We start from the raw sequence: 18,195 nt of genomic DNA on the forward strand, positions 1-18,195 counted from the left end.
GGCTCAGTGCCGCGCATGCGCGGGCTTGAATTCACCTGATTCGGTGCGTTGTTCGGCGCGGATTACGTGCACGATCGCATTGATCTGAGCGAGATGGGTGAAAGCCTGGGGGAAGTTGCCCAGGTGTTGCCCGGTCGCCGGGTCGATCTCCTCGGCATACAGCTTCAGCGGGCTCGCGAAATCGAGCAATCGACCGCACAGCATCGATGCCCGTTCGACCTCGCCGATCTCGACGAGTGCGGACACCAGCCAGAACGAGCAGATGGTGAATGTTCCCTCCTGTCCGGAAAGTCCGTCATCGGTGTCTTCGACCCGATAGCGAAGCACGAGACCGTGCTCGGTCAGTTCGTCCGCGATCGCGAGTACCGTTGCGCGCACCCGCGGATCATCGGACGGGAGGAATCGGAGCAACGGAATCAGCAGGTTCGACGCGTCGAGTGCCGGATCGCCGTACCGCTGAGTGAAAACGCCGCGTTCGTCGACGCCGTGCTCGAGGATGTCCGATTTGATCTCGTCGGCGACTGCCGACCAGCGCGCCGCGTGGTCGGGTTGGCCGTGCATCTCGGCGAGCTTGGCGCCGCGGTCCAGCGCGACCCAGCACATCACCTTCGACGAGGTGAAATGCTGAGGCTCGCCGCGCACTTCCCACATCCCGCGATCGGGTTCCCGCCAGTGCGCGGCCGCCTGCTCGACCTGGTTGCTGAGCAGCGGCCACAGGGATTCCGGTATCTGCTCGCGCGACTTCACGTGTAGATACACCGAGTCGAGGAGGGCGCCCCACACGTCGTGCTGGCGTTGCCGGTATGCATCGTTGCCGATGCGCACGGGTCTGGCATTGTTGTAGCCGCTCAGATGGTCGAGTTGCGATTCTTCCAGTACGCGCTCGCCCCCGACTCCGTACATGACCTGTAGGGGATGGTGGTCCTTGCCGTCGGCGCCCCGGGACACCTCGAGGATGAACGAGAAGAAGTCGTCGGCCTCGCGATCGAGGCCCAGGGTGTACAGGCCCCACAGGGCAAAGGTGGAGTCGCGCACCCAGGCGTATCTGTAGTCCCAATTACGTTCACCTCCAGGTGTTTCCGGGAGAGAGGTGGTGGCGGCTGCGAGGAGAGCGCCGGTCGGGGAATACGTCAGTCCCTTGAGGGTCAGTGCACTGCGTTCGAGATAGGTGCGCCACGGGTGATCAGGGAACCTGCCGGTCGTGACCCACTCGCGCCAGTAGTCCTGAGTCGTGAGCATTTTCGTGGCGGCTTCTTCGAAGGTGCGCGGCGGCGTCTGATCGCCCCACGACAGGGCGACGAAGACGGTGTCACCTTTTCTCATGCGGGTCCGGGCACGCGCTTCCCGGCCCTCGATGCCGAGGCGCATGTTGGAGGTCAGGCGCAGCCGCGGGTGTTCGTCCGGTGCGTCTGCGCACACGGCCGTCGCCTCCTCGTACACGTCGCCGGTGTACTCCCACTGCGTGCCGCCGCGATGGTAATCGAAGGCGGGTTCGCAACTCATGTTCAGTTCGACCGTGCCATTCACGCACCGAACAGTGCGCAGGAGAATATGCTCGGCTTCCCAATCGGACGGAGTCCTGCGTTGGATGGGGGAGCGTCGGTGAAGGTCGTACCACGGTCCCATGGCCAGCGCGTCACGGACGACGATCCAACCGGTCTCGGTCTGCCACGTCGTCTCCAGTACGACTCCTCCCGGAAGATACCGGCGGGCCGCGGGCACCGACCGGTCGTGCGGCCCGATGCGGAAGTGACCTGCGCTGCGATCGAGCAGTGAGCCGAACACACTCGGTGAATCGGGGCGCGGCACGCACAACCATTCGACGGAACCGTCGCGCGCAACCAGACATGACGTCTGGCAGTCCGACAGGAACCCGTAGTCGCCGATCGGAGGGAACGGTGTGCGGTTCGGCAGGGACGACGGTGTGTGTGCGGCGGAGGTCATCTCTCCATGATCGGTCCGGCGCGGGTGTGACGCAGGGCAAACGGGCGGACGCACTACAGTGGGCGGGATGGAACGGGCGGCATCGTGGTGGGACGGGTTCGAACTGTGGCTCACGGGCCTGTCGTTCGTGCCCCAGACCGCTTTGGTGCTGATCGTGATGGTGCCGCTGGGTGGTGCGGTGGCCTGGGTGCTGGACCGCGTCATCGCGACGGGTTTCGCCGCGCTGGGGCGAGGCGAACCCGGACCGTCTCCACGGAACGGAGACACAGCACCATCGGCACCGAACATGGAGGATTGTTGACATGCCACGCTCGCGAGTGACCCTGGCGCTCATCGCGCTTCTCGTTCTCGTAGTCGTCGCGTGGTTGCTGACGCTGTAGAACTCGGGCGTCGAACTTCCTGCTGGACCCCCGTTCAAGCTCTGCTAGAGTCTGCCGAGTGTCTGCAAACGCATTGCCCAGCGCACGCCATGAACTGGCGTTGATTGCTGTGGGCATGCCGTCTGTTGCCGACATCGACTGTTGTTGTCGCTGATCCACCCGCGCCGATGTCAGCGGTTCCACCGCACCGGCAACCGGGTTCGCGACCCCGTGGTATCGCCTGTCGTCGGTTCTCCAATGGACCGGCTTCGGACGAGTGCTGTGCCCTGCCCGATTCTGTGAGGCGGGCGACCGTGGCTGCGGTCTCGTGATGACATCGACCCGGATTTCCCGAATCCCAGATCTGTCCGCTCTGTTCCGTCCGGAACAGCCTGCAGGAGGCACCCACGATGACGATTCGTTCCACATTTCTCGGCCTGGCGGCGCTCGCCGTCGCGACGTCCACATTCTTGACCGCGTGCTCGGGCGGCGGAGCCAGCGATACCGTCGGTGGTGACACGGGCGCCGATGGTTCCGGCGGCACCGTCAACCTGTATGCGTACGCGGTGCCGAAGACCGGTTTCGACCTGTTGATCCCGGCATTCCAGGAGACCGAGGCAGGTGAGGGAGTCGTGTTCCAGCAGTCCTACGGCCCCTCGGGCGACCAGTCGCGCAAGGTACGCGATGGCGCCGCCGCCGATTTCGTGAATTTTTCCGTCGAACCCGACATCACACGACTCGTCGACGCGGGTCTCATCGACGAGGGCTGGAATACCGGCGCAGACAAGGGCGTGCCGTTCGGTTCCGTGGTGACGATCGTCGTGCGTGAGGGCAATCCCAAGAATATCCGGACCTGGGACGACCTTCTGCGTGATGACGTCGAGGTCGTTACACCGAATCCGTTCAGCTCGGGATCGGCGAAGTGGAACCTGCTCGCCCCCTACGCTGCGAAGAGCAACGGTGGGCAGGACCAGCAGGCCGGGCTCGACTACGTGACCGCCCTCGTCCAGGACCACGTGAAAGTGCAGCCCAAGTCCGGTCGCGAGGCCACCGAAACGTTCCTGCAGGGCACCGGAGACGTGCTACTCAGCTACGAGAACGAGGCACTGTTCATCGAGCGCAACGGCGATCCGGTCGAGCATGTGACGCCGCCGGTGACCTTCAAGATCGAGAACCCGGCTGCGGTGATCAGCGATTCAGCGAACGCGGAAAAGGCCCAGGCATTCCTCGACTTCCTCTACACAGAGGACGCCCAGCGCCTGTGGGGTGAAGCCGGATTTCGGCCCGTCGACCCTGCCGTTGCAGAGGAATTCTCTGCGGACTTCCCGGAACCCGAAACGTTGTGGACGATCGACGACCTCGGTGGATGGGGTGCCGTCGATGAGGAGCTCTTTGCCGAAGGCACCGGCGCCATCGCCGTGATCTACGACAACGCAACGAAGTAGAGCCGGAAGCAGAACCGACCGTGAGTACGCCAGTAGAAGCGCCCGCCCCGAAGCAGCGTGGGCGAACCGCCGCGAAAGTAACCGGGGCCGTAGGCCCGCTCGGAATCGGCATCGCCACCCTGTGGCTGAGCATCATCGTCCTGCTACCACTCGCGGCCCTGGCCACCGAAGCCTTCGCGGAAGGCTTCGGTGGATTCTGGGACGCCGTAACTACACCGAACGCGCTGGCCACCCTTCGCATCACGGTCACCGTGTCCGTCGTGGTGGCGTTGATCAACGCGGTGATGGGCACATTGATCGCGTGGGTACTCGTACGGGACGAGTTTCCGGGCAAGAAGATCGTCAACGCACTGATCGACCTGCCGTTCGCTCTTCCCACGATCGTGGCGAGCATCGTGCTGCTCGCGCTGTACGGACCGCAGAGCCCCGTCGGTCTCCAGCTCAACGCGACACAGCCCGGTCTGGTCGTTGCGCTTGCGTTCGTCACGCTGCCGTTCGTGGTGCGGTCGGTCCAACCCGTCCTGATCGAGGCAGACCGAGAGGTCGAGGAGGCCGCGGCATCACTCGGTGCCGACAACTTCACGACTTTCCGGACCGTGGTGCTACCGACCTTGGCGCCCGCGATCCTCGGCGGAGTCGGGCTTGCGTTCGCCCGCGCAATCGGGGAGTACGGCTCGATCGTGCTGATCGGAGGGAACATTCCCGGCCGGACTCAGGTGGCATCACAGTACATTCAGCAGCAGATCGAGATCGACCGGCCCGTCAACGCCGCGGCGGTCTCGGTGGCACTGTTGCTCATCGCGTTCGTGGCACTGTTCGTGCTGCGGCTCGTCGCGAACCGCGGTCGTGTCCGTGAGGAGAGCGACGCGTGAAACTCTCTCCGCTCTCGCGTATCTCGCTGCGTGTGATCGCTCTGGGCTATCTGGTGGCACTGCTGGTCGTACCGATCGGCGTCATCCTCTACCGCACCTTCGAGAACGGTGTGATGGCGTTCGTCGACTCGATCTCGACGCCCGCAGCGATCTCCGCGCTCAACCTGTCGTTGCTCATCGTCGCGATCGTCGTCCCCGTCAATGTCGTGTTCGGCATCGTCGTCGCGCTCGCGCTCGTGCGTGGACGATTTCCGGGACGCGGACTTCTGCAGTCCGTCGTGGATTTGCCGTTCGCGGTGTCGCCGATCGTCGTCGGTGTCGCGCTGATCATGCTGTGGGGTGCGGGCGGCTGGCTCGGCGGGCTCGAATCCTTGGGATTCAGAGTAATTTTCGGACTTCCCGGCATGGTCATTGCGACGATCTTTGTCACCCTGCCGTTCGTGGTGCGCGAGGTCGAACCTGTCCTCTACGAGATCGGAGAGGAACAAGAGCAGGCCGCCGCGACGCTGGGTGCGGGCAAGTGGCAGACGTTCCGGCGAATCACCCTGCCGGCAATTCGCTGGGGGTTGACGTACGGCATCGTCCTCACCGTCGCCCGCGCGCTCGGCGAGTTCGGTGCGGTCATCATGGTTTCGTCCGGGTTTCCCGGGGTATCTCAGACCCTCACGTTGCTCGTTCATGCTCGCTACATCGACGACCACAACACCTTCGGCGCGTACAGCGCGGCCACCCTGCTCATGGCCATCGCAGTGCTGGTCCTGCTGCTGATGACATTGCTCGACCGCAAGAGGAGCACCAAAGCATGATCACCGTTACCGGGGCGTTCAAGAACTACGGCGACTTCTCCGCGCTCGACGACGTCTCCCTCGACATCCCGCCCGGCTCGTTGACGGCCCTTCTCGGTCCGTCCGGCTCGGGTAAATCGACGCTGCTGCGATCGATCGCCGGGCTCGAATCCCTCGACGGCGGCACCGTCCACATCGCGGGCAACGACGTCACGCACGTATCGCCGCAGAAACGTGGGATCGGCTTCGTGTTCCAGCATTACGCTGCCTTCAAGCATATGACGGTTCGTGAGAACGTCGCGTTCGGTCCGAAGATCCGCAAGCTCCCGAAACAGCAGATCAGGGCGAAGGTCGACGAACTCCTCGAGGTCGTCGGCCTGGACGGATTCCAGCATCGGTACCCCGCACAGCTCTCGGGTGGGCAGCGGCAGCGTATGGCGCTCGCCCGAGCTCTGGCGGTGGACCCTCAGGTGCTACTGCTCGACGAGCCGTTCGGCGCGCTCGACGCGAAGGTACGCGCCGACCTGCGGACCTGGTTGCGCCGACTCCATGACGAGGTTCACGTGACCACTGTGCTGGTCACACACGACCAAGAGGAAGCGCTGGATGTCGCCGACCGCATCGCCGTGATGAACCGAGGACGGATCGAGCAGGTCGGGACGCCGGAGGATCTCTACGACCGCCCGGAGAACGACTTCGTGATGTCGTTTCTCGGGAACGTCTCGAAGTTCAACGGCAGGCTCGTGCGGCCGCACGACATCCGGCTCGGTCACGAACCCGGACTCGAGGTCGCGCAGGCGTCGGGTACGGAGGAACTCGGTGTCGCCCGCGCCACCGTCGAACGGGTGGTGCATCTCGGGTTCGAGGTGCGCGTCGAGTTGACGAACGCCGCCACCGGCGAGCCGTTCATCGCGCAGATCACCCGTGGCGATGCGCGTGCACTCGGTCTGAAGGCCGGAGATACGGTGTACGCGCAGGTCACTGCCGCACCCGGTGGGCCCGTTGTGGTGAGCGCCGACTAGGCGGGAGCCTCAGCTACGGCAGATGAGGACCGGGCACATCGAGTGGTGGATCAGATTCTGACTGGTCGAGCCGAGCAGCGCGGACGCGATGGTGCTGCGTCCGTGACTGCCGACGACCACCAGCTGTGCGTGCGCGGAATGTTCGAGAAGCATCACATCGGGTTTGCCGCGCTCGACGCTGTACGAGATCTCGACGTCGGGATGCTTCTCGCGGTAGCCTGCCAGGCTCTCCGCGAGTTCCGCGGTCCGGTGCTCCTGGTAGGCCTCCCAGTCGGTGAATCGTGAGCCTTCGCCGTACGTGAGGGTGGACTGTTCGGTCCAGGTGTGCACCGCGGTGAGCGGCGCGCCCGCCTTGTCCGCGATCTCGAAGGCATGGGCGATGGCTTTCGCGCTCAATGCGCTGCCGTCGACCCCCAGAACGATGGGTTTGCCGTCGAGTTCGGTCGGACCGGGCTCGCCGCGCCATGACACGACCGGACAGTGCGCATGGTTCGCAGTGCGCACGACATCGGACCCCGCGAACATGGACTGCAGCTCACTCGTCGTCGTGTGGCCGAGCACGATCATGCGTGCGGCATCCGACCTCTCGACGAGGGCTTGTGCGGGCTTACCCACTTCGATGGTGCGTTCGACGACGACCTCGGGTTGCGCAGCACGCACCGCGGCCTCCGCCGCGTCGAGCGCATTATCTCCTGCCGGGCCTGCAGCGGCACCGTTGCTCGATGGTCGTTCCGGCACGACGTGTGTCAGCTGAAGAGGTTCGCCGAAGCGGAGCGCGATCGATGCGGCCCAGCGCGCCGCACCGAGCGCACTGTCGGAACCGTCGACGCCCGCCACGATTCCCCGTTTGTTCGGTGTAGTGCCCATGGTGGTCTCTCCTTACTCTGCCACCAGTGTGGTACAGACCACATCGGGCCGCCAGGGATCGAGGATCTCGGTACCTGACGGACACCGCCGCGCACTGTGTTCAGTCGCCGACCGCGTCCTTTCCGCGCTGCACGATCTTGGGGTCGGCCGCGAACACGACCTGGCTGTCCTTGTCGTCGTAGTCGAACTGGTTGAGGAAGAAGCGCATGGAATTGATGCGGGCGCGCTTCTTGTCGTTGGACTTGATGGTGGTCCACGGCGCGTGGTCGGTATCGGTACGCCGGAACATCACTTCCTTCGCAGCGGTGTACTGATCCCACTTGTCGAGGGATTCGAGGTCCATTTCCGACAGCTTCCATCGACGGACAGGATCGAGCTGGCGAATTGCGAAGCGGGTGCGCTGCTCGTTCTGGGTCACCGAGAACCAGAACTTTGTCAGTGAGATTCCCGCGTCGATGATCAGCTGCTCGAACAACGGCACCTGTCGCAGGAACCGCTTGTACTCCTCGTCAGTGCAGAACCCCATCACGCGCTCGACGCCCGCGCGGTTGTACCAGGAGCGATCGAACATCACCAGCTCGCCTGCGGTGGGAAAATGCTCGATGTACCGCTGCATGTACCACTGTCCGGACTCGCGGTCGGACGGCTTGTTCAAAGCGACCACACGCGCATGCCGAACGTTGATGTACTCCTGGAAGCGTTTGATCGTGCCACCTTTGCCGGCGGCGTCACGGCCTTCGAACACGATGATGTGTTTCGACCTGTTTTCCTGCGCCCACGCCTGGAACTTCAGTAGCTCGATCTGAAGGAGGTATTTCTCGACCTCGTAGGTTGCGCGGTCCATCCGCTTCTTGTAGGGGTAGTTCTCACGCCAGGTGTCGACCGCGCGTCCGTGGGTGTCGATGAGGTCGGGATCCTCGCCGTGATCGTCCCGGACCGAATAGCCTTCGGTGCGGAGACGGTCGATGTAGTGCCGTAGCTCGTTCTGCACGCGTTCTCCTCGCGGATCGGGATTCCCGGCGAACGGGTTGCCCACGGACGGATATCTACCGTTCTAGCCGAAGAAGGTGAATACCGCGCGAACACTCGCAGTGGCGGATGCCGTGTCTCGTGTGACCTCCGTCAGGCGGCGACGAGCATGCGGGACGCAGCGACGGCGGCCAGGTAGCGGGCGACGATCACGTCACCGATGGCCGCATGATCGGTGAGGGTCGCCGCGATGTGCACGCCCCGAAGAGATTCGGCTGCGGCGCACGCCCGATCCCACAGCAGTCCGGGCGCCAGCATCCACGGCACGAGCACGAGTGTGCGCGCACCCGCGCGGGAGAGTTCCGTCAGTGCCGTTTCCACGGACGGCTCGGTCGCCGTCGCGAAGCATGTTCGGCCCGAACTCCACTCGGTCCCGGCCAATACGCGTGGTGTGACCATCGCGGTCGACGAATTCGCACCGGCCCGGCGCGAACCGACCGCACAGAGCGCGACTCCGACCGCCGGATCGTCCCGCGACACACCCGCGGCAACAATGTTGTCGCGCGCCGCCGACACGAGCAGTTCGTCGTCGCCCAGGATCTCGGAGGTCACGATGTCGAGGTAGGGGTTGCGGATCGCGGATTCCGCGAGCAGCGCCGGAAGATCGATACGCGCGTGGAACGCGCTGCCGAGCAGCAACGGAACGACAACAGCCTGTCGATGCCCTGCGGCGGCCACCGTATCGAGCACCTGCGGGACCGACGGGCTGTTCAGATCGAGGAACGCGAGCCGGACATCGAGTTCGGGATGCCGGTCGCGGACCGCTGCGAGCGCGGCAGCCACGGCCCGCGCTGAGCGCGGGTCACGGCTGCCGTGCGCGACAGCGATCAGCGGGATCATGCGGGAACGTGATCCCCGAGCTCGATGTCGGAGAGCCCGTTCCCGACCAGACCGGCCGCAAGGGTGTTGCCACCGGCCGGATCGATGAGGAGGAAACTTCCGGTGCGGCGGTTGACCTTGTAGTCGTCGGCAGCGATCGGTTCGGCGACGCGCACCGAGATCCGTGCTATCTCGTTGAGTTCCAACGATTCCGGGTTGGGGACAGAGGTCAGGTTCTGCTCGTCGAAGCGCTCCTCGAGAGTGCCGACGATCGCCTGCGTTGTGCGCGTGCCGTGCTTGAGCAGCAGACGAGCACCCGGACGCAGCGGCTTCTCGGCAAGCCAGCACACGGTCGCCTCGAATTCGCCGATCGGCTCCGGTGCTCCAGGCGCTGCGATCACGTCGCCACGTGAAACGTCGACGTCGTCGGCCAGAATCAACGTCACCGATCGACCGGCATGCGCGACGTCGAGTTCACCGTCGGCGGTGTCGATGCGCTCGACCGTCGTGCGGATACCGGACGGCAGGATCACGACCTGGTCGCCGGGACGGACCGAACCGGCGCCGATCTGACCGGCGTAGCCGCGATAGTCGGGGAACTGAGCAGTGCGGGGCCGGATCACGTATTGGACCGCGAACCGCAGGCCGACATCGTGCCGTCCGTGCGTATCGGCGTCGACCGGGACGGACTCGAGGTGCTCGATGAGGGTCGGGCCGTCGTAATACGGGGTGTTCTGCGAGCGGGTGGCGACGTTGTCCCCGTGCAACGCCGACACGGGAATCTCCTGTACGTCCTCGGCGGCCCAGCCGAGTGAGCGCGTGAGCGAGGTGAATTCGTCCCTGATGTCGGCGAAGACCTGTGCCGGGTCTTCGACGAGGTCGATCTTGTTGACAGCGAGAACAAGTTTGGGCACGCCGAGAAGTGCGAGCACGGCTGCGTGCTTGCGGGTCTGTTCGATCACACCCTTGCGTGCGTCGACGAGCAGCACGACGAGCTGCGCGGTGGAGGCGCCGGACACAGTGTTCCGCGTGTACTGCACGTGACCGGGGGTGTCGGCGAGCACGAAACTGCGCTTCGGGGTGGCGAAGTACCGGTAGGCAACGTCGATGGTGATGCCCTGCTCCCGCTCGGCGCGCAGGCCGTCGACGAGGAGCGACAGGTCGGGTGTATCGAGGCCACGGTCGACGGATGCACGGGTCACGGCATCGATCTGGTCGGCCAGAACGGATTTTGTGTCGTACAGCAGGCGGCCCACGAGGGTGGACTTGCCGTCGTCGACACTCCCGGCGGTAGCCAGGCGAAGGAGGTCGCTCATGATCAGAAGTAGCCCTCTCGCTTGCGGTCTTCCATGGCCGCTTCGGAAACTCGGTCGTCGCCACGAGTAGCGCCGCGTTCGGTCAGGCGCGATGCCGCAACCTCGGCCAGGATGGCCTCGTTGTCGGCGGCGTCGGACAGCACGGCGCCGGTAGTGGAGCCGTCACCCACCGTGCGGTAACGCACCGAGAGAGTCTGCAACTCCTCGTCGTCCTTCGGGCCGCCCCACACACCGGGCGTCATCCACATACCGTCACGCTGATAGACGGGGCGTTCGTGCGCGTAGTAGATGCTTGCGAGTTCTACGTTCTCGCGCGCGATGTAGCGCCAGATGTCCAGCTCGGTGAAATTGCTCAGCGGGAACACACGCACCTGTTCACCGGGGGCATGCTTGCCGTTGTAGAGATTCCACAGCTCGGGGCGCTGGCGCTTGGGATCCCACTGGCCGAATGCGTTGCGCAGCGAAAAGATCCGCTCCTTTGCGCGTGCACGTTCCTCATCGCGACGGGCGCCGCCGAAGACGGCATCGAAGCGGTTCTCCGAGATCGCGTCGAGGAGAGGCACTGTCTGCAGGGGGTTGCGGATTCCGTCGGGCCGCTCGGTGAGGCGGCCGTCGGCGATGTACTCTTCGACGCTCGCGACATGCAGCCGCAGGTTGTACTTCTCGACGACGTGGTCGCGGAATGCGAGCACCTCGGGGAGGTTGTGGCCGGTGTCGACATGCAGCAGCGCGAAGGGCAGTGGTGCAGGCCAGAAGGCCTTGATCGCGAGATGCAGCAGAACGGTCGAATCCTTGCCCCCCGAGAACAGGATCACGGGACGCTCGAACTCGCCCGCAACTTCGCGGAAGATGTGGATCGCTTCGGACTCGAGGGCGTCGAGGGTGTCGAACTTGTTGCCGTCGAGCTTGATTCGTTCTTCGTTGGGCTTCGTATCGATGAGTGTCATGAGGAGTGCAACCCGCATTCGGTCTTGGCTTGGCCGGCCCAGCGTCCGCTGCGCGGATCGGCCCCGGGAAGTGGCTTGTTCGTGCACGGGGCGCACCCGATGGACGGGTAGCCCTCGTCGACGAGGGGATTGACGAGAATCCCGTGCTCGTCGATGTAGTTCTGCATGTCCTCGTCGGACCATGCGGCGATCGGATTGATCTTCACGAGTCCGAACGCTTCGTCGAACGAGATCAACGGTGCGTTCGCTCGCGTCGGCGATTCGACTCGCCGGATGCCGGTGACCCACGCGCGATACCCGCTCAGGGACTCCTTCAGAGGCACCACCTTGCGCAGCCGGCAGCACTCGTTGGGCTCGCGGGCGAACAGATCCTTGCCCAGCAGTGCGTCCTGCTCGGCAACGGTCTGCTTCGCTGCGGCATTGATCACGTTGACCCCGTACACCTGCTCCACGGCGTCACGGGTGCCGAGGGTCTCGGGGAAGTGGTAGCCGGTTTCCAGGAACAGGACGTCGACGCCGGGGTGGATCTGGGCGGCGAGGTGCACCAGCACCCCGTCCTGCATGTTCGACGCGACGATGTACGAGTCACCGAACGTGTCCTCGGTCCAGCGAAGCAATTCCTGAGCCGACGCACCTGCGAGGTTTGCCGCCCCCTGCGCGGCGAGCTCTCGCAGGTCGTCGGTGGTGTGTGTCGATGTGGTCATCGAAGATCCGCCTCATCTGCTCGTACGGTCCACTCGGCGAAGCGTTCGCCTGCGTTCCTGTGCTTGATGAAATTGCGTACGATGCGCTCGATGTAATCGGTCGCCTCGTGCGCGAGGATGCGGTGCTGACGCAGCTTGCGTCCGAATCCGATATCGAACCCGAGGCTGCCACCGAGGTGTACCTGGAACCCCTCGATCTGGTTTCCGTCACCATCGTCGACCAGCATTCCCTTGAACCCGATGTCGGCGATCTGAATGCGCGCGCAGGAGTTGGGGCAGCCGTTGAAGTTGAGCGTGATCGGCACGTCCAGCTGGGAATTGAGCTCGGCGAGGCGCTTCTCGAGTTCCGGCACGAGGTTCTGAGACCGGCTCCGGGTCTCGGTGAACGACAGCTTGCAGTATTCGAGGCCGGTGCAGGCGATCAGGTTGCGGCGCCACCGCGACGGACGCGAGCTCAGACCCACGCCTTCGAGAGCACTGTCGAGGCCGGCGATCTTGTCGTCCGGAACGTTGACGACGATCAGCTTCTGGTACGGGGTCAGCCGCAGCGAGTCCGTGCCCGCCTCGTCCATCGCGTCGGCGATCACGTCGAGCGTCGTGCCGGACACTCGACCCGACACGGCGGAGAATCCGACCGCGTTGAGTCCGTTGGTCTGCTTGGTGAGGCCGACGTGGTCGATCGGATGGAGCGGTGTCTCGGGCGCCGGCCCATCGATCAGCGGCCGCTTCAGGTACTCCGTCTCGAGTACCTCGCGGAACTTCTCGATGCCCCAGTCCTTGATGAGGAACTTCAGACGTGCCTTGGAACGCAGCCGACGGTAGCCGTAATCGCGGAAGATCGCGACGACGCCTTCCCACACATCGGGGACCTCATCCAGCGGAATCCACGCGCCGGTGCGTTCGGCGAGCATCGGATTGGTCGACAGACCGCCGCCGACCCACAAGTCGAAGCCCGGGCCGTGTTCGGGATGAACGACGCCGACGAACGAGACGTCGTTGATCTCGTGTACGACATCGGGCTGTCCGGAGATCGCAGTCTTGAACTTGCGAGGAAGGTTCGAGTATTCGGGGTTGCCGATGTAGCGGCGCTTGATCTCGGCGAGCGCCGGGCTCGCGTCGATCACCTCGTTCGGGGACAGACCGGCGAGGGGGGAGCCGAGCATTCCGCGGGGGCAGTCGCCGCAGGCCTCGGTGGTCTCGAGTCCGACGGCCTCGAGGCGACGCCAGATCTCCGGCACGTTCTCGATCTCGATCCAATGGAACTGGATGTTCTGGCGGTCGGTGATGTCGGCGGTATCGCGCGCGAAATCCTTCGAGATGCCCGCGATCGCGCGCACCTGTGCGGTGTTGAGAACGCCGCCGTCGGTGCGGACCCGCATCATGAAATACGGGGCCTCGAGGAGATCGGCGTTGTCGTCGCCGGTCCACGTACCGTCGTATCCTTCGGCCCGTTGCGTGTACAGGCCCATCCAGCGGAAGCGGCTGCGGAGGTCCGCCTTGTCGATGTTGTCGAATCCGACATGCTGGTAGGTGTCGATGATCCGCTGTCGAACGTTGAGCGGGTTGTCGTCCTTCTTGGTCTGCTCGTTCGGGTTGAGGGGCTCGCGGTAACCGAGCGCCCACTGGCCTTCTGCGCGGCGCTTGGTGGGCTTCGCCGAGCGGCGGCGAGCCGGGGGTGCCGTGTCGGCGGCGGGAGCGACGTCGGTGGTCGACGACATGCAGTTCTCCTGGATTCGAAGGACCGGATCGAAGGCGCGAGGGGGCTGACCTCATGCGAACACGCCTCGACCCGGCGGGATCTGGGATGTGCCGGGGATAGTGCCGAAACTAGCGACAGGCGGCGCAGGGCAGACAGAAAGACGCACAGACACGCTTGAGGTCGACGTGGCGTCGCGCCACGAGTCGCACTCCGAGTCCGGTCATGGCGAACATTGTGCCATGTCACGGGGCTGTTTCCGAATCCGGAAGGCATTTCCACCAAAAATCGGGGAAATGTCGAGGTAGGCGCGCTGCGCCGACGGGAGCTCGCCGGGTCTCTGGAACACTGGAGGCTGTGAGTGAGACGAGAACCGGCAGTGCACTAGGTGCTGAACGCACTGCGCCCGGTGCGGGACACGGGTTCGAACTGCCGGCGAGCGCACTCGACGGCGTCGGCAGCAGACCGTTCGGGGTGTACGTGCATGTGCCGTTCTGCGCGACCCGCTGTGGTTACTGCGACTTCAACACCTACACCGCGGGTGAGCTCGGGTCCGCGGCCTCGCCCGAGTCGTGGCTGGAAGGACTCCGGCGCGAACTCGACGCAGGCGCCGAAATGCTCGACCGCAGCGGCCGCGGTACCTCGGCTGCGGAGACCGTGTTCGTCGGTGGCGGGACGCCGTCCCTGCTCGGCGCCGACGGGCTTGCCGACGTGCTGAGTGCGGTCCGATCGTCGTTCGGGCTCGCACCCGGTGCCGAGGTGACCACCGAATCGAACCCCGAGTCGACGTCGCCCGAGTTCTTCGCTCGGATTCGTGACGCCGGCTACACCCGAATCTCCTTGGGTATGCAGTCGGCGGCCTCCCACGTACTCGCGGTGCTCGACCGCACGCACACTCCGGGGCGTCCCGTCGCCGCGGCGCGTGAAGCTCGCGAGGCCGGATTCGGACACGTCAATCTGGACCTGATCTACGGCACACCGGGCGAGACCGACGCCGATCTCGATGCGTCGCTCGATGCCGTGCTCGACGCCGGCGTGGATCACGTATCGGCCTATGCGCTGATCGTCGAGGACGGAACCGCACTGGCCCGCCGGGTCCGGCGGGGTGAACTCCCTGCGCCCGACGACGACGTACTCGCGTCTCGGTACGAACGCATCGACCGCCGGCTCGCGGAAGCTGGACTCACCTGGTACGAGGTCTCCAATTGGGCTCGCGCCGAGGACCGTTCGGCAAGATGCGGTCACAATCTCGGCTATTGGGAGGGCGGGGACTGGTGGGGGGCAGGTCCGGGGGCACACAGTCACGTCGGCGGAGTGCGCTGGTGGAACGTCAAACACCCCGGGCGCTATGCGGGCGTGCTCGCCGAAGGGCAGCTACCGGTTGCCGGTAGCGAGACCTTGACCGCTGCCGACATCCACACCGAATCGGTGATGCTCACCGTGCGGCTGCGCACCGGACTTCCACTGGCAGAGCTGGACGCCGGTGAACTCGACGCGGCGCGGACGGTCGTCGACGACGGCCTCGCCGTCGTAGCCGATGATCACCTGATCCTCACCGACCGCGGCCGATTGCTCGCGGACGGGGTGGTGCGGACCATCCTGCTCGGCACCGACCCGCGAATGAGCTAGAAAAACCGGGGTTCGCCGAGGATCTCGGGACCGGCCGGATCGGTCTGCTCGGGGGAGGCCGCTCCCGAGAGCGGGGCGAGTGCGTCGTAGTCGAAGACACGAGCGTGGAGTACCGGCCTGTTCCGTAGCGCGGACTGCACGGCCCGGTGCAGCCCGTCCTCGAGGTACAGCACCCCTTTCCACTGCACAGCGTGAGGAAACAGGTCGCCGTAGAACGTCGAGTCCTCCGACAGGAGTCGATCGAGCTCGAGAACCTTCGTGGTGGTGACGATCTCGTCGAGGCGAATCTGACGTGGAGGAATCCTCGACCAGTCGCGCAGCGACAGGCCGTGATCGGGATACGGCTTTCCGTCCCGGACGCCCTTGAAGATCATGCGCCCACACTACGCACGGGGTGGCGGATGGGTCTGTTCGGTTCCCGCACGATTAGACTGATCGGGTACGGCACACTGCGCCCGCGTGCATCGCGCGCGAGGTGCACGTGTTCGGGCATGCACGTGGGGAACGGAGGTGGGCAGATGTCGAGCACCGAGGAACGGAGATTCCAGGTTCTGCGGGCGATCGTGGCGGACTATGTGTCCACCAAGGAACCGATCGGGTCGAAGACACTCGTCGATCGTCACAATCTGGGTGTGTCGAGCGCAACGGTCCGGAACGACATGGCGGTCCTCGAAGCCGAGGGATACATCACGCAGACACACACCAGTTCGGGACGGGTACCCACCGACAAAGGCTACCGGCAGTTCGTCGACCGGATCTCCGAGGTCAAGCCACTGTCTGCGGCCGAGCGTCGCGCAATTCTGCAGTTCCTCGAATCCGGTGTCGATCTCGATGACGTGTTGCGTCGAGGGGTCAGGCTGCTGGCGCAACTGACTCGGCAGGTAGCCGTGGTGCAGTACCCGACCCTGTCGTCGTCGTCCGTGCGACATCTCGAAGTGGTCGCCTTGACCCCGGCGCGTCTGCTCCTCGTACTCATCACCGACTCCGGACGTGTCGATCAGCGGATCGTCGAACTTGGGGACGTCCTCGAAGACGACGACCTCGTGCGGCTACGCGATCTGCTCGGCAACGCGCTGAGCGGAAAGCGGCTCGCCGCTGCATCGATCGCGGTCTCCGAACTTGCGGAGGACGCACCGGAAGACCTTCGTGACGTCGTGATCCGCTGCGCCACCGTGCTGGTGGAAACTCTCGTCGAGCACCCCGAGGACCGGCTCGTGCTCGGCGGTACCGTGAACTTGACTCGCAACGCCGCCGATTTCGAAGACCTGCCCGGCATGCCGGGTTCGTTGCGGAACGTCCTCGAGGCACTCGAGGAGCAGGTGGTGGTCCTCAAACTGCTCGCTGCCAGCCAGGACGCCGGACGGGTCACCGTCCGAATCGGCGAGGAGACCCAAGTCGCCGAGATGCGCAGCACCTCCGTGGTGTCCACCGGTTACGGTGCGGCCGGGACGGTTTTCGGTGGGCTCGGTGTACTCGGCCCCACCCGGATGGATTACCCGGGAACCATCGCGTCGGTCGCAACCGTTGCGAGATATATCGGTGAGGTGCTCGGCGAGCGCTGAGCATGCCCAATTCTGTGTAGACGAAGTAAGGACGAGAACCAAACGTGGACTACTACGGGACGCTCGGCGTGTCCAAGGATGCGACCGACCAGGAGATCAAGCGGGCGTATCGCAAGCTGGCACGCGAGCACCATCCTGACGTCAACCCGGACGAGTCGGCGCAGAAGCGATTCCAGGAGATCTCTGCCGCTTACGAAGTGCTCTCCGACCCGGAGAAGCGGCGCATCGTCGACCTCGGAGGCGACCCGCTCGCGTCGGGTGGCGGCGCGGGCGCCGGCGGATTCGGCGGAGCAGGGTTCGGTGGCCTCGGCGACGTGTTCGAGGCGTTCTTCGGCGGTGGCGGGGGAGGCGGATCCCGCGGGCCTCGCGGCCGTGTCCAGCCGGGTGCGGACTCGTTGCTACGTACGCGGCTGACCCTGGACGAATGCGCCCGGGGGGTCACCAAGAGTGTGACGGTCGACACCGCGATTCTGTGTGACTCGTGCACGGGTTCCGGCACTCACGGCGATTCCAAGCCTGTCCGCTGTGAGACCTGTGGTGGCGCCGGTGAAGTGCAGTCCGTGCAGCGTTCGTTCCTCGGGCAGGTCATGACCTCGCGACCGTGCCCCACATGTCGCGGTGTCGGTGAGACCATCCCCGACCCCTGCCACAAGTGTGGCGGCGACGGCCGCGTGCGCGCCCGCCGCGAGATCACGGTGAAGATCCCCGCCGGGGTCGGCAACGGAATGCGCATCCGTCTCGCGGCGCAGGGAGAGGTCGGTCCGGGCGGCGGTCCGGCAGGCGACCTGTACGTCGAGGTCCAGGAACAACAGCACGACATCTTCGTCCGCGACGGCGACGACCTGCACTGCACCATTCGCGTGCCGATGGTCGACGCCGCCCTGGGAACTTCCGTGAGCCTCGACACGATCCTCGATGGAACCGTCGACATCACCGTCGACGCCGGAACCCAACCAGGCTCGGTGTCGGTCATTCGTGGGCACGGCATGCCGAAACTGCGCTCGGGCGCGCGCGGTGACCTGCACGCACACCTCGAAGTGGTGGTGCCGACCAAGCTCGACCACAAACAGACCAAGATCCTGGGTGAGTACCGGACCGTGAGCGACCGGGACCGTGTCGAGGTCGTGTCGAAGTCGTCTCAGCATTCGTCGGGGCTGTTCTCGCGTCTCCGCGACGCGTTCAACGTCCGCTAGGCGACC

17 protein-coding genes are annotated in these 18,195 nt (G+C 65.1%); 8 read left to right on the forward strand and 9 right to left on the reverse strand.

Going from position 1 to position 18,195, the window contains the following annotated elements; translation table 11 throughout:
- Positions 1 to 3 precede the first annotated feature (3 nt).
- A complete protein-coding gene (locus HCA61_RS02080) occupies positions 4 to 1,944 on the reverse strand; it encodes a glycoside hydrolase family 15 protein (RefSeq protein ID WP_169686162.1) in 1,941 nt (646 codons plus the stop codon).
- Positions 1,945 to 2,011: 67 nt separating this feature from the next.
- Between HCA61_RS02080 and HCA61_RS02085 the strand changes: the two genes are divergently transcribed.
- From HCA61_RS02085 to HCA61_RS02105, 5 genes are all read left to right on the forward strand, one after another.
- Entirely contained in the window at positions 2,012 to 2,245 is a 234-nt protein-coding gene (locus HCA61_RS02085; RefSeq protein WP_169686164.1) for a hypothetical protein, read from the forward strand.
- Positions 2,246 to 2,713: 468 nt separating this feature from the next.
- Complete coding sequence (locus HCA61_RS02090) at positions 2,714 to 3,748, forward strand: sulfate ABC transporter substrate-binding protein (RefSeq protein WP_169686166.1); 1,035 nt, start codon at positions 2,714 to 2,716, stop codon at positions 3,746 to 3,748.
- A 20-nt stretch (positions 3,749 to 3,768) separates the two neighbouring features.
- Positions 3,769 to 4,620 (forward strand): sulfate ABC transporter permease subunit CysT, encoded by an 852-nt coding sequence (gene cysT / locus HCA61_RS02095; protein ID WP_169686168.1) that lies wholly within the window; start codon positions 3,769 to 3,771, stop codon positions 4,618 to 4,620.
- Entirely contained in the window at positions 4,617 to 5,426 is an 810-nt protein-coding gene (cysW, locus tag HCA61_RS02100) for a sulfate ABC transporter permease subunit CysW (protein ID WP_169686170.1), read from the forward strand. The genes cysT and cysW overlap by 4 nt, the downstream gene beginning before the upstream one ends.
- Positions 5,423 to 6,427 (forward strand): sulfate ABC transporter ATP-binding protein, encoded by a 1,005-nt coding sequence (locus tag HCA61_RS02105; RefSeq protein ID WP_169686172.1) that lies wholly within the window; start codon positions 5,423 to 5,425, stop codon positions 6,425 to 6,427. Before cysW ends, HCA61_RS02105 begins: the two co-directional genes overlap by 4 nt.
- A 9-nt stretch (positions 6,428 to 6,436) precedes the next feature.
- Here HCA61_RS02105 and HCA61_RS02110 read toward each other — a convergent pair whose 3' ends face one another.
- The 7 genes from HCA61_RS02110 to HCA61_RS02140 form a co-directional block, all read right to left on the reverse strand.
- On the reverse strand, positions 6,437 to 7,294 hold the full coding sequence (locus HCA61_RS02110) for a universal stress protein (protein ID WP_169686174.1): 858 nt from the start codon (positions 7,292 to 7,294) through the stop codon (positions 6,437 to 6,439).
- A gap of 100 nt (positions 7,295 to 7,394) precedes the next feature.
- Complete coding sequence (gene ppk2 / locus HCA61_RS02115; RefSeq protein ID WP_169686176.1) at positions 7,395 to 8,285, reverse strand: polyphosphate kinase 2; 891 nt, start codon at positions 8,283 to 8,285, stop codon at positions 7,395 to 7,397.
- A gap of 131 nt (positions 8,286 to 8,416) precedes the next feature.
- Positions 8,417 to 9,163 (reverse strand): sirohydrochlorin chelatase, encoded by a 747-nt coding sequence (locus HCA61_RS02120; protein WP_169686178.1) that lies wholly within the window; start codon positions 9,161 to 9,163, stop codon positions 8,417 to 8,419.
- Positions 9,160 to 10,458: a GTP-binding protein gene (locus tag HCA61_RS02125; RefSeq protein ID WP_169686180.1), complete on the reverse strand. Its 1,299-nt coding sequence runs from the start codon at positions 10,456 to 10,458 to the stop codon at positions 9,160 to 9,162. Before HCA61_RS02125 ends, HCA61_RS02120 begins: the two co-directional genes overlap by 4 nt.
- A 2-nt stretch (positions 10,459 to 10,460) precedes the next feature.
- The gene (cysD, locus tag HCA61_RS02130; protein WP_169686182.1) at positions 10,461 to 11,405 is read right to left on the reverse strand and encodes a sulfate adenylyltransferase subunit CysD; all 945 of its coding nucleotides are present in this window, start codon (positions 11,403 to 11,405) and stop codon (positions 10,461 to 10,463) included.
- Complete coding sequence (locus HCA61_RS02135; protein WP_169686184.1) at positions 11,402 to 12,109, reverse strand: phosphoadenylyl-sulfate reductase; 708 nt, start codon at positions 12,107 to 12,109, stop codon at positions 11,402 to 11,404. Before HCA61_RS02135 ends, cysD begins: the two co-directional genes overlap by 4 nt.
- Positions 12,106 to 13,827: a nitrite/sulfite reductase gene (locus HCA61_RS02140; RefSeq protein ID WP_169686186.1), complete on the reverse strand. Its 1,722-nt coding sequence runs from the start codon at positions 13,825 to 13,827 to the stop codon at positions 12,106 to 12,108. Before HCA61_RS02140 ends, HCA61_RS02135 begins: the two co-directional genes overlap by 4 nt.
- A gap of 407 nt (positions 13,828 to 14,234) precedes the next feature.
- On the opposite strand from HCA61_RS02140, the gene hemW reads away from it, so the two are divergent.
- Complete coding sequence (gene hemW / locus HCA61_RS02145) at positions 14,235 to 15,434, forward strand: radical SAM family heme chaperone HemW (protein WP_240958924.1); 1,200 nt, start codon at positions 14,235 to 14,237, stop codon at positions 15,432 to 15,434.
- Here the strand turns inward: hemW and HCA61_RS02150 are convergent.
- A complete protein-coding gene (locus tag HCA61_RS02150) occupies positions 15,431 to 15,808 on the reverse strand; it encodes a type II toxin-antitoxin system VapB family antitoxin (RefSeq protein ID WP_169686190.1) in 378 nt (125 codons plus the stop codon). The genes hemW and HCA61_RS02150 overlap by 4 nt on opposite strands.
- Before the next feature lie 144 nt (positions 15,809 to 15,952).
- On the opposite strand from HCA61_RS02150, the gene hrcA reads away from it, so the two are divergent.
- Together hrcA and dnaJ are read left to right on the forward strand one after the other, a co-directional pair.
- The gene (gene hrcA, locus HCA61_RS02155) at positions 15,953 to 16,996 is read left to right on the forward strand and encodes a heat-inducible transcriptional repressor HrcA (RefSeq protein WP_169686192.1); all 1,044 of its coding nucleotides are present in this window, start codon (positions 15,953 to 15,955) and stop codon (positions 16,994 to 16,996) included.
- Positions 16,997 to 17,040: 44 nt separating this feature from the next.
- Positions 17,041 to 18,189: a molecular chaperone DnaJ gene (gene dnaJ / locus HCA61_RS02160; RefSeq protein ID WP_169686194.1), complete on the forward strand. Its 1,149-nt coding sequence runs from the start codon at positions 17,041 to 17,043 to the stop codon at positions 18,187 to 18,189.
- Positions 18,190 to 18,195: the final 6 nt, after the last annotated feature.

This window comes from Rhodococcus sp. HNM0563 (genome assembly GCF_012726195.1).
Lineage (GTDB): Bacteria > Actinomycetota > Actinomycetes > Mycobacteriales > Mycobacteriaceae > Rhodococcus.

Coding starts and splice junctions, on each gene's coding strand:
- HCA61_RS02080 (WP_169686162.1), bottom strand. CDS start 1,944: ATGACCTCCGCCGCACACACACCGTCGTCCCTGCCGAACCGCACACCG.
- HCA61_RS02085 (WP_169686164.1), top strand. CDS start 2,012: ATGGAACGGGCGGCATCGTGGTGGGACGGGTTCGAACTGTGGCTCACG.
- HCA61_RS02090 (WP_169686166.1), top strand. CDS start 2,714: ATGACGATTCGTTCCACATTTCTCGGCCTGGCGGCGCTCGCCGTCGCG.
- HCA61_RS02105 (WP_169686172.1), top strand. CDS start 5,423: ATGATCACCGTTACCGGGGCGTTCAAGAACTACGGCGACTTCTCCGCG.
- HCA61_RS02110 (WP_169686174.1), bottom strand. CDS start 7,294: ATGGGCACTACACCGAACAAACGGGGAATCGTGGCGGGCGTCGACGGT.
- HCA61_RS02120 (WP_169686178.1), bottom strand. CDS start 9,163: ATGATCCCGCTGATCGCTGTCGCGCACGGCAGCCGTGACCCGCGCTCA.
- HCA61_RS02125 (WP_169686180.1), bottom strand. CDS start 10,458: ATGAGCGACCTCCTTCGCCTGGCTACCGCCGGGAGTGTCGACGACGGC.
- cysD (WP_169686182.1), bottom strand. CDS start 11,405: ATGACACTCATCGATACGAAGCCCAACGAAGAACGAATCAAGCTCGAC.
- HCA61_RS02135 (WP_169686184.1), bottom strand. CDS start 12,109: ATGACCACATCGACACACACCACCGACGACCTGCGAGAGCTCGCCGCG.
- HCA61_RS02140 (WP_169686186.1), bottom strand. CDS start 13,827: ATGTCGTCGACCACCGACGTCGCTCCCGCCGCCGACACGGCACCCCCG.
- HCA61_RS02150 (WP_169686190.1), bottom strand. CDS start 15,808: ATGATCTTCAAGGGCGTCCGGGACGGAAAGCCGTATCCCGATCACGGC.
- hrcA (WP_169686192.1), top strand. CDS start 15,953: ATGTCGAGCACCGAGGAACGGAGATTCCAGGTTCTGCGGGCGATCGTG.